Below are 16,213 nucleotides of genomic sequence, written 5' to 3' on the forward strand. Positions count from 1 at the left end.
ATGATGATATGGTCTATTCCCTAATAAAATATCGGGAAACCGAGGGTATCAAAGTTCGCAAAAACCTTATTCATGCCCACCCGTCCTGATCATGTTGATGAAAAAATTAAAGATTACATAAAAAATAAAGTACCCCACTTCTTCATCAATGCAAAGGATAAAGAAGAACATAGCGTTGAGTTAATTAATGAAAGCACAGTAAATAAGTTAGACTCCATTATCCCTTCTGACCGAATTAATTTCGCAGCAGTAGCAGGAAAATTTGATTATCGCTTCCTGCTCAAGAACAAGGAGATTAAGTTGGACGAGGCAATTATTAGTGAGTACAAACGATTAGACCAAAACAAGAAATGGCTCATGAATGATGAAGACATTAAGCCTGGACAAAAACTTTATGTTTATAAGGTCATTAAAGACAGATTGTTAAAAATCCACAATGACGAGCAATATGTTACTGATGTTTTAGTAAAGTACCTATATAAAAAGAAAAGCAAATTTAAATCAACATTATGGGAGTGCTTTGGAGAGACTTTATTAGAGAATCTAAGACATAACTTAAAGACTTATAGAGGATGCTGTAGTTGCGGAAAAATGTTTAAGTCGACTTCGCACAAGGCGAAATATTGTACAACCTGTGCAAAGAAAATAGCACAAAAGCAAAAAAACAAGTGGAAAAGGGATAAGTGGAGGAAGGAAGAAAAATAGAAAGTGCCCTGAGCCTTACTCCCCCAAGGGGTACAGCGATTTTACCGGAAAAAGTTTAACAAAAAAAGTGCCCTGAACCCTTGATATGACTGGTCTGAAAGCCCCTTTTGAGATAATCGCCATAAGGGAGAAAGAAAGCTAATTTCCACATATAAGGGTGAGTACGTCTCCCATTTTTTCAAAAGAAGCACAAACGGTACCGTAATTATATTTTAACACAAAAATAAACAATATCACTAGGAGGAATTAAAACATGAACAAAACAGAATTTGTTGGAGAAGTTGCAGAGAAATTAGGAGTTACTAAGAAAGAAGCTACGCCTAAGGTAGAAGCAGTATTTAATGTGATCGTTGAAACACTTACAAAAGGTGAATCAATCAAGATTCCTGGAGTTGGAACGTTTGAAGTTCGTGAACGTGCAGCTCGTAAAGGGAGAAATCCAAAATCGGGCGAAGAAATTGATATTCCAGCTACAAAGGCACCTGCCTTCAAGGCTGCTAAAGCTCTAAAAGACGCAGTGAAAGCTTAATAAAAGTTAATGAGGACGACAGGAAAGGCTTCCTGCACGCTTTGTCACATAGAGCTTATGCTCCTAAAAGTGGCAGAGTTAGATGTTATGGAGGAAATTGTCGCCCTCCCCTCTTTTCGCATGTGTTCATCTCCAGGTTAATCAATTAGAGTTCTTTTATTGGCGACATGGGGGTGTCGTCAATAATAAGCTGTTTACTGATATGTGGGATATCAGTTCTCGGCCAATATTCATTTGTTTGAGGACTTGGAATGCCAGGGTTTCAGATAAATGGATATTAGCGGGGTATTGCCCCATCGTGGACTAAGCTTTTTCTAAACATGTTTATTCTCACTTTCATACGAACAAAAGCATTAAATTCGACTTTACAACTACAACTGGTCATTGTGGTTGGTCGGATAATGGTCATTTATGAGGGTTCGAGGTTAACTCGGATGTCTGTATCTTAAAGAGACAGGTAAATGGCCATTATCGGGCTGAACATGCCGGTAAGACCTTTGCTACTCAAGCTGAAAAATTGCTGTTAATGTAGGGTGAATCCCATCACAGTCTTACTATGGGTGACATGTAGCCTGAATTTTAATTGCGGTGCACTGCTTCGGCTTGCACTTAGGTAAGGCAGATGCGTCTCCCTTCCCTTTAAATAATGCCCTTGTAAGCTTTGATGCTTATTATGCGGTCATCAAAAATTTTTCCGGGTTAGCGAGTCTTCTATGCTCGTAAAATAAGTGAGATGGTTTTTGGGCGATTGATCACCGCTCCCATTTCACAGAAAAGGATTATTTTCGGTCTTGCCTTTTCAATTTCACTTAGCAACACGTTCACTTTATTTCACTTCATCTCCTTCAATGTTCTGTATGGAGACTTATCTTTCCCATGCACATACCTCCTTACACGGGTCAGAGAAAACTGTGCAAAATAAATGGCGAGCGTTTGAGACGCTTTGTTTCTTAATAAGGCGTGTAACCTGACAAGAGAGACTGAAAATGCCATTGAGAAGGCTTATAATGGGTCTTTCCTTCTCAATATTTGTTTTTGAATTCATTAAACGAGAGTAGCCGTTTAATCCCGCGTGGGGGACATAAAAGATACCTCGATACGTCAAGCTTTGGGATTCCTTCTAAAGCCAGCTACTAATCAAGTGTTTCACTGCGAATTCAGAGGTTGTTCGGCGACTACTTAACCCATATTATGATTGAGTAGTTGGCAATAACGCAGGATTGATTTCCTTCATTCGCAGCCTATAAATGAATTAGCTCATCTGCCAGGTGTAGAAGGAGCCAGCTGGATTTCGCACAGCGATAACCAGCCTTTTATGCTCATGTACCATGATGTACAAGGAGTTTCTGAAGACGTTATTTGGCGTCTTTTGTTATTTTCGACTTACTTATAGTTTGTCGACTACAAAGGTTTCACATCAGCGTATTCCCTGTCGATCTGAAGGCTTGCGTCCCTACGTGGGCTACTGATGTAGGTGAAACGGGGTTAGAATGTAATCAGAACAAGGCCATCTAAATCGTTAGAAGGTCTTTTTGTGCTTGCGTTAGCCTACGGGCCGACCGGAATAGGCTTCCGGTACGCAAGTTATCAATAATCTCCTTCGGGCGTTTCCCCAACGCCTATCCGACTTATCTTTTCATCTCCTTTATATCCCCTTTTCGGACGTTACCGATGCTTCGGATCATCGGGCTTCCGAAGGAGCTTATTGTACGTAAATAAAACACATATTGGAGGAATTAAATTTGGCTAAAGGCAAGAAAGAGTATTCTTTTAAAAAATGCACTGTAAATGTTGATGAAGATCAAATTATTGAACATAAAGGTGATGGTATACACATTCACTCACTATCTAAATACCTAAGAGAGCTTGAGAGCAAAACAGATCCAATTGATTTCACGTTAAAAAGCGACAGTGATGTTGTTCCTCAAGAAACTGAAGGGCTTTCTGAGTAGGTGGTGACTGAATGACAGCTATTTTAGATACTGTTTTACAACGAGAAAAAGACGAATCGTTCACTGATTATCATATTAGACTTTTCAAAAACAAAGATACTTATCACATTGACACAAAAACAATTGCTACCCTTTTAAACAAGGATCAGGGAACCAACTATGATGAAAGCAAATGGCGTAAAGACTTTAAACAATTTGAGCGCTGGCACGATTACTTTATCTCAAAGAATATGAACAAAGAAGTTCAACAAAAACATGAAGAAATTCGCATTGAATCCGAAAAACAAACAATCAAAGCACGAGACCAAAAAAGAGAATACCGGAAATTCATTGCCAATCAAGCACGGTTTGAACAAATTAAAGATGATGTCGTACAAGCTATTGCATCTCTAGAGTCAAAAAGACCCCTTCGCTTCACCTTCCCATCCCCCGCTATTGCTGAAAAACATGGGCTTGCATTATTCAGTGATTGGCACTTCGGAATGGAAATCGACAACCGCATTAATAAATTCAATAAAGAAATCTTCAATGAACGTGTAGAACATCTCACCAACAAAGTGATTGAGTATGGTAAGCAGAATCATGTCTCCACATTACATGTAGCAAATCTCGGTGATTTAATCGGAGGTCTTATTCATGTGTCTACAAGAGTTCAGGCCAATGAAGATGCTGTAGAACAAATTAAATATGTATCAGAAACGCTTGCTGAGGTGTTAGCTATGTTGGCAAGTGAGTTTCAAGAGGTTAAGTTCTACAACGTAGCAGGCAATCACGGTCGCCTGTCCCCTTCTAAAAATGATGTAGGGATTAAAGAAAACTTTGAATACCTCATTAATTGGTATCTTGAAGCCAGATTAAAGAAAATAGAGAACATCTCCATTGAACCTGAGCAAGACGGATTCATCCCCGCCAAAATCAACAATCAGGAAGTCGTGTTTGTGCATGGCCACTACGATCGTGTTGATCAGTGCGTAACACGATTACCCCAATTGCTTGGTTATATCCCTTCTTACATATTCGGTGGTCATATTCATCACAATTATGAAAAAGAGTACGGCAGCACAACAGTTGTTGTAAATGGAGCGCTTGTCGGTGCGGATGATTATGCTATGCAAGGTCGGTTTGGCACAAAACCTTCTCAAAAATTTATGGTTTTTGATGATGCAGGTATTGAGGCTACATACATAATTCGCTTTAAAAATGAAAAGTAAAAGGAATGATCCTATGTCTACAAACGAATTTATAGAAATATTAGCAGTGCAGTGGGACAACCTGTCCCCTGAAAGTAAGAGCACTCTAGTAAATTTGATTGTTAATTGATATAAAACTTTAATTTTATTCGGATTGGGGCAGTGTAAGTGACTGATTACAAAGATGTTTACGAGTCTTTCTGGAAGGAAATCATTGAAGATGGAACAAGAAATATTAACAAAGAACAATTAATGAAAGAGCTGTGTGATTATAAGTATCTGTTGGATTCAATTCCTGCTGTTTATGAAGAAGTGACTTGTAATACTGTAAGTAAGCCATTTGCTGATCCTAAATATGTTATTGAGACTCATAGAGAAGCTTTTATAAATAAAAGAATTGCCATAGATGATTTAAGAAACATGAGTGTGGCAGCAAAACACTATTCACCTTATGAGACAGTTGTGAGCCTAGGAGCTATTGAAAGTTTATTAAAGTAATACAAAAAACGATTGAGGATGAAGACGAAAAATGACGAATGAAGATTTTAAATACTTAAATAAACATTTAGAAACCCTCTCAGAGTTAAAACAGTCTGGATACAGATGTGATTCTGAGATTAAGCGTGTATTAGAAGCTATTCATTTAACTATTTTTGGAGAGAAAATCCAACCTCCATCCAAGCGAATGAAAGTTGTTTTTAATGACGTGGATAAATCACTACAAGAAAAATTTCATAAAAATGCACCCAAAATACTGCTGGTAAATGGTTCTCAGAGAGGTAAAGGTAAAACAACTCTTCTTCTTAGGCTATCACAAGAGAATAATATTCCTTTACTTGTAGGTGCTCATCAAAAGGTTTACAAAGACTTAGCCAAAGAAAAAGGAATTAGTTGTACTATTATCTCAGTCAATTATTTAGAAGGTAACCATTTTCCGAATGGCGTTTATATCGACAGTACTGTTACTAAAGATCAACTCAAAACAATTAAAAAATTAGGAATTGAGATCAAAGGAGGATTTCATCATGATGAAGTCCTCTCTTCTTTAGTTTAAACACCTTTTTAGAACGCCCAGGATGATTGCGGTACCCCCTTCCGCTCTATTGCTGGGCGTTTTATAAAACGTGTTTTTAGAAATTAACGGAGGTGAGTAGATGAATATTGAAAAAATTGTTTGCTCCTGTTGTGGAAAAGAAAGAGACGCAGGGCAATATTACGCCTCTGCCTCCCCTTTTCACGCTGCAACAGGTAAGCTACACGTCTGTAAACAATGCTTATTAAAAATTGCTGACTCAGACATAGAAAGTCCTATCCATATACAAAATCTCTTACGAATGCTTGATAAACCATACTTACACACTACCTGGATTTCTTCAATTGAAGAAGCAGCAAATAGAAATAGGCATTTATTTTCAATTTACATGAAGAATTTAGGTCTAAGACATAACCGCATGAAAACATGGCAAGACAGTGAGTTCGACGAAGATGGCACGAAAACACAGCAAGAAATAAACGCAGATCATCCATCTAAAGATGATGGCATTCAGTTAGATGATACCAATAAAAAAGATGTATTAAGGATGTTGGGATATGATCCGTTCGAAGGAGAAATTGAGAGTGATAAACGTCTTCTTTACAATAACCTAGTCAACTTCCTTGACGAAGGAACATTAGAGGACAATTTCAAACTACCCGCTGTAATTGAAATTGTAAAAGGATTTAATCAAATTGATAAAATAAACCGAGCAATTGCGACAATTACAAGTGACGTAGCTAATATGTCTAATCAGGCAGGCGGCATTAAATCCTTAATTGACTCCAAAGAAAAGATTCTCAAATCCATGCTGGCTTTAGCTAAAGACAATGGTATCTCGGTAAACCATAACAACAATAAAAGCAAAGGTGCCGGGACTCTTTCTGGAATTATTAAAACACTTCAGGAGAAAGGCTTTGAAGAAGGAGAAGTTAATCAATTTGATATTGAAACAGCACAAGGGATAAGACAAGTAGCTGATTTAAGCAATAAAAGTATTATGGATCAATTGCAATTCGACGAGAATGATTATACTTCAATGATTATGGAACAAAGAGAAATTATTCAGAGCTTAGATGCAAGAACAATTACTCTTGAAGAAGAAAACCGGAAGCTTAAGAAAGAATTATTTAGCCTGAGAAAAACAGAAGGAACTTTGACAAATGACTAAAGCTAATATGTCTCAACGGAAAATAGATGGATTTATTAAGCTTGCCGAAGTCATTCAGTGGGGGCGAAAAAACCCGGTCAAATTTGTAGAAAGATTCTTCGGCATGGAACTTTTAGATTATCAAAAGTACGCTTTTACTGAAAGTTGGTACAAGCAATATGTTCTTTGGTGCATGGGGCGAAACTCAGGAAAAACAACACTGGGAAGCCCTTTTATTATGGCCAAAAGTCTCCTGATCCCCAATTTCCAAGCGTATATCTTGGCTGGTGTTGGTTCACAATCGCAAGAGATGTTCTTAAAAATTGAAAAAATAGCGAAAAGAGAGATTGCGTCCTTTACCGGCCTTACAGACATTTTTTATAACGAAACCGTTAAGAGTGCAGCAAACACTGATGGCTTCACCCACAACCCCGCATCATTTCAATACAAACTTTATAACGGAAGTATTGTAAATTCATTAAACGGATCCTTTGACAACAACCGCTCGAAGCGTTCTAATCTAAATTTCTATGATGAAAGTGGTTTTGCTCCTGATGAGCTTTTTACGACTTCTGAACCGTTTGCTGTTCAGAACAGTGATTTTAGACTAGGTGGAGATGTTGATGTCACTCTATTTCCTAAACAAATGCCCAACCAACTGATTTATGCCTCGTCAGCCTCTTCAACAGATACCTACTTCTATCGAAAATATAGCGATTTTGCTAAAAAGATGTTCTTAGGAGACAAAAGATATTTTGTCGCGGATATCAGTTCAGACATTGTTATAAATGCCACCTTTAATGGAAAACTGTACCCTGTGTCTTTGCTATCCCAAGAAACTGTGGATGCAGCAATGAGAGATAACAAAGAAAAAGCTATGCGTGAATATAAGAACATATTCACCACCGAGGGATCAGACAATCAAATCATCAAACGTGCAATGATTATCAGAAATTCTGTAACGCGCCCCCCTGTTCTTGCTAATGATGGCTCCAGAAAATTTTTAATGGCCATCGACCCTGCAAGAAATCATGACAACTCAGTATGCACAGTTGCAGAGCTAATTAATGATGAGAATGTAGGCTACCGGCTTGAAATTTCTAATAATGTTTCTTGGACTGATCTAGAAAAGAAAAAGAAAACCCCAATTAAGACTCCTGATCAAGTTAAGGATTTTAAAAGGATGCTTCTAAATTACAATGGAACAAAGGCAGCTGATTATGAAAATATCGAAAGAATTCTCTTAGATGCCGGTGCTGGCGGTGGCGGTATGAATGCCTGGGCAGATGGTTTACTGGAGGACTGGACAGATACTAAGGGTGTTAAACACAGGGGTCTTATTGATAAACAACACGAAGAGTACAAATCTTACATTTCCAAGTATCCAAACGCCAGTGACAAACTCTCCCTCCTCTCACCTCAAAAACTAAAAAGCGACATGTTTGAATCTTTAATTGAGATGATGGATTTAAACTTAATATCTTTTACTGAAACCTATGATTATAAGGGAGAAATCACTTTACCTACTGATAACGGTGAAGGAAAAAAGTACAAGCTAACCGATGAAGAAATTTTGTCTTTAACAAATATTGATTTAGCAAAAGAAGAGCTTGTCAGCATCTATAAATTTTCTTCTGGGAGTAGTAGCAAAGTAAGGTATGACTTGCCTCCTGATAAGAAAAGTAAAGTTCACGACGACCGTGCATATACAATTGCAATGCTTGCTTGGTACTTAAAGCAACTAAGACGTGAAAACATAACAAAAAAAGAGCATCCCAAAATTGATATGAATAAAATGTTCCTGTTTAAACAACCGCAAATTTCTTAAAAGAAAGGAGTTGAAATTTGTAACAAATGGATCAAAAATTAATAAGTTTTGCGCAGCTGTCCAAGCTACTTCTCAACGACATGAGCTTAAATAATAACAAATCAGCTATTTCCTCAAAATTCACTAAAGAAAATATCATTATGTACCTTCAAAACCCTCAAAAAAGCCAAAAAGAATTGAGAAGAGTTAGCCGTTTTTTATATAACACCTCGCCTAACTATAAACGCCTGATTCAATATTTTGCAACTATGCTCCGCTTTGATTACATAATCAAACCTTTCGATTTAAATATAGACAAATTCAAAGAAAAACCCTTTAAAGATCAATATTCCAGCATATTAAAACTTATTGAAACAATGAATCTTCAGCACGAATTCACAAAACTATTGCTAATTGCCTTTAAAGAAGACGTCTTTTATGGATATGAGCATACAACATCTGATTCGTATTTCATTCAAAAACTTGACCCAGATTATTGTAGGATAAGTTCCATTGAAGATGGAGTTTTCAACTACAGTTTTGACTTTGCTTATTTTGATTCTAATAAGGACATCTTAAAGGATTATCCTAAAGAATTTAGGGTTAAGTATCTGAAATACACCAAAGACAAAACAGGCTTAAGGTGGCAAGAACTGAGCTCCGAAAACACTATATGTATCAAGGTAAATGAGGAACTTGAATATCTACTTCCCCCTTTCTCTTCAGTTTTTGAATCAGTTCTTGATATAGATGAAACCAAAAGACTTCGCAATGTAAAAAACAAGATGGACAATTATATGATCCTAACACAAAAAATCCCCATGGATGAGAAATCTGGAGAAGCAGACAAGCTTTTATTGAACATGGAAACAGCCATTGATTTTCACAATATGGCAATGAATGCTCTGCCAGAAGAAGTTGGTCTAGTAACCTCTCCTATGCAAATTGAAGCAATTAAGCTTGAAAGAAAAAGCAATGATGCAGATGCTGTCGCAAAAGCTGAAAGAGATTATTATAATGCGGCCGGAGTCAGTCAAATATTATTCAACAGTGATGGAATGAGTGGAACAGGCCTATCTAAATCGATAATCACAGATGAACAAGTCGCTTTTAGAGTGTTAAAACAATTGGAACGATGGCTAAATAGGAAGCTCAAAAAAATGGATAGTGAATATAAATTCAGAATTGAGCTATTAGAAACTACAAAATTGAATGTAGAAACTGTACGAGACAGTTTGTTACAAGCAGCTCAATATGGAATGCCTGTTAAGTCTGCATTAGCTTCTACATTGGGGGTTACACAGAGCAATTTAAACAACATGGCATTTCTTGAGAATGAAATTATGAACTTGCCAGATAATTTAATACCTTTGTCCAGCTCTCACACACAAAGCGTTAAATCCGCTGGCGCCCCAAAGAAAAAAGAAGATGCTCTTTCCGATAAAGGTGTTGAAACGAGGGAAAATGAAGGAAACCTTAATCGAGAGTAATCAAATGATTTTTGAAAGGAGGTGAAAATTTGGACAAAACGGTAGATAATTATGTGCCTCTTCTCTTTCAGAGCTTGGATTCATTTGAAACAGAAGACACTCGATTCTTAAAGGTGAAAATTTGGCTGATGCATTTAGGGGAAAACCTAAATGGAAGCTATTTTAATAAAGAAGCAGTTCAAGCCGCTATCCCCTCTCTTGCTAATACTCCTATTTTATCCTACATAGAAGAGAACTCTGATGGGGATATTGATTTTTCAGACCACCGCATGGTTTTAATTAAAGAGGATGGTCACTTTAAAGTTAAGTATATCGGACAAGCTATCGGGCTCATTCCTGAGTCGAACAATGCAAAGTTTGAAAAACGAGTTTGTGATGACGGAATAGAAAGAGAATTCCTTACTTGCGAAGGACTTGTATGGCAAAAATGGGACGATCCAATCGAAATATTCAACAGAAACAGCGTGAAGTCACAGTCCATGGAACTCCATGATGATTTTGAAGGGGAATGGATTGATGAAGTGTTCCATTTCACTAAATTTAGCTTTTTTGGTGCTTGTGCATTAGGAACTGATGTCCTCCCTGCTATGCAGTCTGCAACTATCGAAACTCAATTCTCAGAAGACAAAATGTTCAAAGGTATTCAAGAAAAAATGGAACTGTTTAAATCCATCAACACTGATAAAGGAGGTATAAAGACTTTGGATAAAACAGAACTTTTAAAACAATTCTCTGTTACTAAAGAAGAGTTAGCCGCAAACGGAATCAATTATGAAGCCCTTTCATATGAAGAGTTAAATCAAAAACTCAAAACAGCATACAAAGTTGACAGCAGCTTTTCCTTGTCAGCTAATCAGTTAGAAGCTGAATTAAAACGTGCCCTTAGTGAAGAAAAGTTTGTGAAAACTTATAGTTGGGGTGAATCTGAAGAGCGAATTCGCTATTACTACGCAGATCAAAAAGACGATGAAGTTTTTGCATTTGATAACAAAGAAGACGGATTACTGTATGGCTTCAAATTCTCCATTTCAGAAGACAAGGTGACAATTGATTTTTCAACAAAACACCGAAAGAAGTTTGAAATTGTAGATTTTATCGAAGGCAATGAATCAAAATTTTCTGTGGTGCCTGTTGAAAAACTAAAAGATGAACTTGAAGCAAAGGAAAAAGAGGTTGAACATACTTACGCGTCGGTTAAAGAAGAAAATGAGGCGCTCAAACAATTTAAAGCTGACACTCTTTCTTCACAACGTAAGGAAAAAGAAAAAGAGCTTTATGAAAAGTTCAATCTTGAACTATCTGAAGATGATATCAATTCAGTTAAAGCGATTTCTGAAGGTTTATCTATTCAACAGATTGAAGAGAAACTCTTCACTCTTTTAGGAAAAAAGAAAGCAAATTTTTCATCTTCGAAAAAAGAAAAAGATACAACTGTGAAAATACCTTTTAATAAAGAAAATGATGATACACAACTGGTTTATGGCGGGTTGTTCGAAAAGTTTTCAAACTAAATAACATTTGGAGGAGGCATTTAAATGTCAGGAGTTGTTCGTTTAGATAATTTGGCTGCCGTATACGGCGGTGCCCATATTCATTCTGTAAAAGCAAAACTTAATGTTGAAAATGGTAATGTTGGTGTGGTTGGAGTTCCGTATGAAGGTGAACGAGAGTTGCGCCTATTTAAAAGAGCTACAGATCCAGCCAAAGAAAAAGCTGCTATTGTAGCACAAGATGAGATTATGTATGACCAGACTCGCAGATCACAAAACAATTTAAAGTATTTCAAAATTGACGCCGGTCAAATTTTTAGAGTATACGACCTTGTTGAAGGCGATATCTTTTCTGTTTCACCAGATCTAATTGATGCTCTTGGTGAACAAGTTGTAATTGGAAATAAGGTCACCTTACAAGCTAATTCTTTCAAATATAAAGAGATTGTAGAGGCAGATGTAGCCGATCAAAGATTTGTAGGGCGAATCGAAGCCATCGAAAAGATTGGCACTCAAACAGTAACCGGGAAACCTGGTTATGTGGGCGGAATGCTTGATTTAGTCGTTATCAGAGTAGAACAAAACTAATAATCATAACTTGGAGGTTAATTAATGAAACAAGATCTTGTGAAATTGGGTATTGATTTATATAAAAACAGAGTTACAGATTACTCAAATAATCAGGCAAATGATGTTATCCGTAAAGCATTTGTAGAGATTATCGGCACGGACAAGCCAAACTTTAGTCAATTTAGACGCTATAAGAATGATATCTTCGAAATTATTGAAGAGGTACTTGATCAAACAATTACCGATGGTATGATTGCCAGCCCTTTCTTCGAACAATTCGTGGATTACCGTGATTTAGCTCTTGGTGATACCAATGAATTTTATGTTGAAGATAGAACAATGCTAGTAGCAGCGCGGCATTCAGGTAACCATTGGAGCATCAGACGGCAAAAATTGAATATTGGGGATACCTTTACTGTACAAACTGAGCCGTATGCTATTGCAATTTACACTGACTTCAAACGGTTCTTAGCCGGTCGCATTGATTGGGACGCTTTCATCAAAAAAGTAAGTGAAGCATTCACTCAGGAGTTGAATTCACGTATCTATACTGAATTCATGGCTTCTATGGCATACTTACCTGCTGAGTTCAAACAGACTGGCACCTATAATGACGCAACACTAATTGAGCAGGCAGAGCATGTTCAAGCAGCAAACCAAGGATCTCAAATCATTATTGCTGGAACACGCACAGCATTGTCTAAACTATCCGGTGCTACTACTCTCATGAGTGAAAATATGAAAGATCAAATTAACAAAAACGGTGTTCTCTCCGTTTGGAACGGATACTCCCTCCTTCCTATCCCTCAAAGCCACAAACCAAACACTTTTGAATTCCAAATTGCAAATGATCGTTTGATGGTTCTACCAGCCAACGCCAAACCTATTAAGGTTGTCAAAGAAGGAACTCCTTTTATTAAAGAAGTATCCGATGGTACAACCAACCAAGATATGTCTATGGAGTACAAATTCATTACTCAATACGGAGTGGACACAGTATTTAACGTAATGTACGGCATGTATCAATTTGCATAATATGAGGGCTAAATAGCCCTCATATATTTTTGATGAAAAAGGAGAGTTTTAAATGGCAACAAAAGAAACTGCAATTGAATCTAATGAAGTGGTTACTGAAAAAGAAGCACCAAAAAAGAAAACAGTTAAGAAAAAGAAACAAATAAATCGTAATCAGTTGGTGTCATGTTTCAATGTTACGAATGGAAGTTTGAAATACATCTCAAAAAAAACTGGGCTAGAAACTGTATGGAGTGCGTATGGGGATGAAGAATACATAGAGGTATCTGAATTGTTAACAATGAAATCGTCTCAGCCTAAGTTTCTAACAGAGCCTTGGATTTTTATCGATGATGAGGAAGTTGTACAATACTTAGGTTTAACCAAGGTTTATCAACACATTATTCCTATTGATGAAGTTGAAGAATTCTTCAATCTTTCAGTCACAGATGCCAAAGATATCTTACTTAAATTACCTAGAGGAATGAAGGAATTGATTGCTGACAAAGCTAGAAAAGGTGTTGAAAGTGGAGAATTTAATAATCTTCAGCTTCTTAAGCTATTGGAAAAAGAGCTCCATTTGGACATTCTTTCATTAGCAGATTAGGAGGCGTAATATTTGCCTACTCCTTTTGAAGAAATCTACGGGTTTTTCCTTCCTAAGTTAACTGATTACTCATTTTTAAACATTTCCGACCAAGATTTGGCTGATACCTTAGAGCCTTTATTAAGGTCGTCATCTATTAAATTTAGAAGGTGTAAAAAGGACTTAACTGACAGGGATCAAGAACTCAAACAATTCAATGAAGATCTATCTGATGAAGAAAAAGAAATTCTGGCATGCTTTATGGTTGTAGAATATCTCACTCCCAAAATAGTCACTGCTGACCTTTTACATCAAACTCTGAGCTCTAAGGACTTCAAATTGTATTCGCAAGCGAACCATATTAAGGAGATTAGAGAGCTACGTAATTTAATCAAAAAAGAAGCTGAAGATTTAATGGTGCAATATACATACTCAAATATAAGTATGAGAGGCTTTAGATCATGAAGATGATAACAGATTCAAAAACTCAGTTAGCATACTTCAACTTTTTAAAGTCACGCATCTTTAAAATCATTCCCCTCCTAGAAGAAAGTAATTATGGTATTAATAATTATGTCAGTTCACTAATCTTCGAATTATATGGAGCTCAGGATACTATTAAATCTGCACATGATTGCTCTGATTATGTTGTGATACTTGCAACTCTAGAGTCCATTCGATTGAATATTTCATCACATGACTACAGTTTTCATGTCGTTAGAAAAGAAGTGTTTAAAGTTCTTGCAACCATTGAAAAAATAATGGGGAGAATGGAACATTGAACTCTTTTGAAACATATAAAAAGAGGTTACTTGCATACGGCTCTACTCCTGATGAAGTTATAATTAATAACACGAAAGACACAATAAATAAGTCTTTTGATTCTTCACTCTTCTCTGAGAGCATTCCGATCAACGGTGAATTAACCGATGTAATAATAAATCAGGGGAAAACCTCCGAAGATAAAACATTACTGTTTCGACCTGATTATGAATCCCATAAGGGAGCTATTGCGGAAATAAACGATTCCCCTTTTCTTATTACAGAGTTTGATACAAACAGACTTTATCCCATAGCCAAGGCTAAATTATGTAACTCATCTATTTCACTAACATCATCTGATCGTAAGATTCCATCTGGAAAGATTAATGAAATTACAGGAAAACCAATTATGATTACAGTTCCTGGTGAAAAGCTTGAAGTTCCTTGTGTCTTTGAGCGCACAACCTCAATAATTGGATCCGAATTGGCCATAAACATTCCCGAAGGACAAGCACATGTCACCATCCCCTTTTTAAAACATGAAAAATTAAGGAAGGGTCTTTTTCTTTCTTTTTATGGCGAGGAATTCCGTGTTGATGATATAGACTATTCCAAGGTCTATGGAGACACCGGGACAATTAGACTTATAGCCAAAAAGAAAGTTGGAGGTGATAGTGAATGAGTATGATGGTCGAACATATGACAACTGTATTCAGAACCATTATGAATGATACTGAATTGAATCGTCTTTTATATTATAAAGATGACCCTCTCTCCTCTTCTCTCCCTGACGTTCAGACGTTGGAAAATTATTATGATCCAGTTGATGATTCCCCATCGATATTAAGCTCCATAATTAAACGTGCTCCCAAAACTGATGATTTAACCGATCAACCAATTTGCAGGCTTTGTGTTTATCTTGGCAATGGAATCCCTAAACCCTCAACCCAAAGTGTGATGCTGCTAGATCAAGATTTGATGATTGATGTTTATACACACATTAACACCTATGAAGAGACTGAATTCAGGAACCTGAAAATTACTGATCGTATTTGTGACATGCTCTTCAATCAAAATTTTGCTGGTATCGGTAAAAATGTTAAATACACAAGGTTGCTCATATCAAATGCGCCTGAAGGGTACTTGGGATACAAATTAATATTCACTTTCGGAGCTATGAAATGATTGATATGGAGTTTTTCATTACTGGAGAGCCTATCTCTACAGAACTTGGTGAATGCAGATTCATTAAAGTTAAAGAGTACGGTCAGTTAGCCAATTATTTAAGGCTAATCAAAATGTCCAAAAAAGAGATCATTTATGTTTATAGCAAAGAAGATGTTAATCGTTTTGGGGAACTTGATGAGCTTGTTGCTGAATTAAAAAAAATGACTCTTTATGAAATTTCGGGTACCCTTCCTAATTTTCAAGAAGCCTATAGCACAGTGTTTTCTAAAATGTTCAATGGAGAAGAAATACTGGATAAGCTTACTCCAGACAACTTCGATTCCATTAGAGAACTTGTATTAAAAATGTGTTGTTTGAAGGAAGAAAAAATAAGCTCCAATCCTGAGATTCAAAAAGCTAATGAGCGAAGCAAAAGAGTTAAGAGTCAAGATGTGGATCCAATTGATATGGCAGATATCATTAGCACAGTATCAACTTATACAGGCTATCTTTATAAAGACATTAATGATATGACCCTGTTTCAACTTTATATGACTTATCACCGGATTGCTCAATTCAAGCAATATGACACTTCTACCCTCTTTGCTACAGTTTCACCAGAAGCAGGCAAGAACATTGTGAACTGGGATAAACACATTGACTTATTTGAGGAAGAGAAACATTACATAAGCCGAGATAAATTTATGAATGAGACCAAGGGTTTTTCTAAGGGCAGCTAATAGCTGTTCCTTTTTTATTTTAAGGAGG

17 protein-coding genes and 1 pseudogene are annotated in these 16,213 nt (G+C 36.6%); all 18 read left to right on the forward strand.

Features of this window, described 5'->3' with window-relative positions:
• Positions 1-54: 54 nt before the first annotated feature.
• Positions 55-705: pseudogene (locus tag ACNFN4_RS20495) on the forward strand (hypothetical protein); the annotation flags it as partial.
• 253 nt (positions 706-958) lie between these two features.
• The gene (locus ACNFN4_RS20500) at positions 959-1,234 is read left to right on the forward strand and encodes an HU family DNA-binding protein (RefSeq protein ID WP_020954168.1); all 276 of its coding nucleotides are present in this window, start codon (positions 959-961) and stop codon (positions 1,232-1,234) included.
• 1,742 nt (positions 1,235-2,976) lie between these two features.
• Entirely contained in the window at positions 2,977-3,186 is a 210-nt protein-coding gene (locus ACNFN4_RS20505) for a YonK family protein (protein ID WP_077722256.1), read from the forward strand.
• 11 nt (positions 3,187-3,197) lie between these two features.
• Positions 3,198-4,397, forward strand: coding sequence for a metallophosphoesterase family protein (locus ACNFN4_RS20510; protein ID WP_448200446.1), 1,200 nt, complete (start codon positions 3,198-3,200; stop codon positions 4,395-4,397).
• 147 nt (positions 4,398-4,544) lie between these two features.
• Positions 4,545-4,874: a hypothetical protein gene (locus tag ACNFN4_RS20515; RefSeq protein WP_029974505.1), complete on the forward strand. Its 330-nt coding sequence runs from the start codon at positions 4,545-4,547 to the stop codon at positions 4,872-4,874.
• A 31-nt stretch (positions 4,875-4,905) separates the two neighbouring features.
• Positions 4,906-5,430, forward strand: coding sequence for a hypothetical protein (locus ACNFN4_RS20520; RefSeq protein WP_014417878.1), 525 nt, complete (start codon positions 4,906-4,908; stop codon positions 5,428-5,430).
• Between the two features lie 100 nt (positions 5,431-5,530).
• On the forward strand, positions 5,531-6,580 hold the full coding sequence (locus tag ACNFN4_RS20525; RefSeq protein ID WP_022553081.1) for a hypothetical protein: 1,050 nt from the start codon (positions 5,531-5,533) through the stop codon (positions 6,578-6,580).
• The gene (locus ACNFN4_RS20530; protein WP_014417876.1) at positions 6,573-8,387 is read left to right on the forward strand and encodes a hypothetical protein; all 1,815 of its coding nucleotides are present in this window, start codon (positions 6,573-6,575) and stop codon (positions 8,385-8,387) included. The genes ACNFN4_RS20525 and ACNFN4_RS20530 overlap by 8 nt, the downstream gene beginning before the upstream one ends.
• A 26-nt stretch (positions 8,388-8,413) precedes the next feature.
• On the forward strand, positions 8,414-9,856 hold the full coding sequence (locus tag ACNFN4_RS20535; RefSeq protein ID WP_022553080.1) for a hypothetical protein: 1,443 nt from the start codon (positions 8,414-8,416) through the stop codon (positions 9,854-9,856).
• 29 nt (positions 9,857-9,885) lie between these two features.
• Positions 9,886-11,367, forward strand: coding sequence for a hypothetical protein (locus ACNFN4_RS20540; RefSeq protein ID WP_022553079.1), 1,482 nt, complete (start codon positions 9,886-9,888; stop codon positions 11,365-11,367).
• 24 nt (positions 11,368-11,391) lie between these two features.
• Complete coding sequence (locus ACNFN4_RS20545; RefSeq protein WP_022553078.1) at positions 11,392-11,934, forward strand: hypothetical protein; 543 nt, start codon at positions 11,392-11,394, stop codon at positions 11,932-11,934.
• Positions 11,935-11,958: 24 nt separating this feature from the next.
• Positions 11,959-12,951, forward strand: coding sequence for a hypothetical protein (locus ACNFN4_RS20550; RefSeq protein ID WP_014417872.1), 993 nt, complete (start codon positions 11,959-11,961; stop codon positions 12,949-12,951).
• 52 nt (positions 12,952-13,003) lie between these two features.
• The gene (locus tag ACNFN4_RS20555) at positions 13,004-13,537 is read left to right on the forward strand and encodes a hypothetical protein (protein ID WP_022553077.1); all 534 of its coding nucleotides are present in this window, start codon (positions 13,004-13,006) and stop codon (positions 13,535-13,537) included.
• Between the two features lie 12 nt (positions 13,538-13,549).
• Entirely contained in the window at positions 13,550-13,981 is a 432-nt protein-coding gene (locus ACNFN4_RS20560) for a hypothetical protein (RefSeq protein WP_224988287.1), read from the forward strand.
• Positions 13,978-14,298 (forward strand): hypothetical protein, encoded by a 321-nt coding sequence (locus tag ACNFN4_RS20565; protein ID WP_041482519.1) that lies wholly within the window; start codon positions 13,978-13,980, stop codon positions 14,296-14,298. Before ACNFN4_RS20560 ends, ACNFN4_RS20565 begins: the two co-directional genes overlap by 4 nt.
• Entirely contained in the window at positions 14,295-14,960 is a 666-nt protein-coding gene (locus ACNFN4_RS20570; RefSeq protein WP_014417870.1) for a hypothetical protein, read from the forward strand. The genes ACNFN4_RS20565 and ACNFN4_RS20570 overlap by 4 nt, the downstream gene beginning before the upstream one ends.
• The gene (locus tag ACNFN4_RS20575) at positions 14,957-15,463 is read left to right on the forward strand and encodes a hypothetical protein (protein WP_014417869.1); all 507 of its coding nucleotides are present in this window, start codon (positions 14,957-14,959) and stop codon (positions 15,461-15,463) included. Before ACNFN4_RS20570 ends, ACNFN4_RS20575 begins: the two co-directional genes overlap by 4 nt.
• Positions 15,460-16,185, forward strand: coding sequence for a hypothetical protein (locus ACNFN4_RS20580; protein ID WP_115997303.1), 726 nt, complete (start codon positions 15,460-15,462; stop codon positions 16,183-16,185). Before ACNFN4_RS20575 ends, ACNFN4_RS20580 begins: the two co-directional genes overlap by 4 nt.
• Positions 16,186-16,213: the final 28 nt, after the last annotated feature.

The organism is Bacillus sp. N1(2025) (assembly GCF_053470005.1).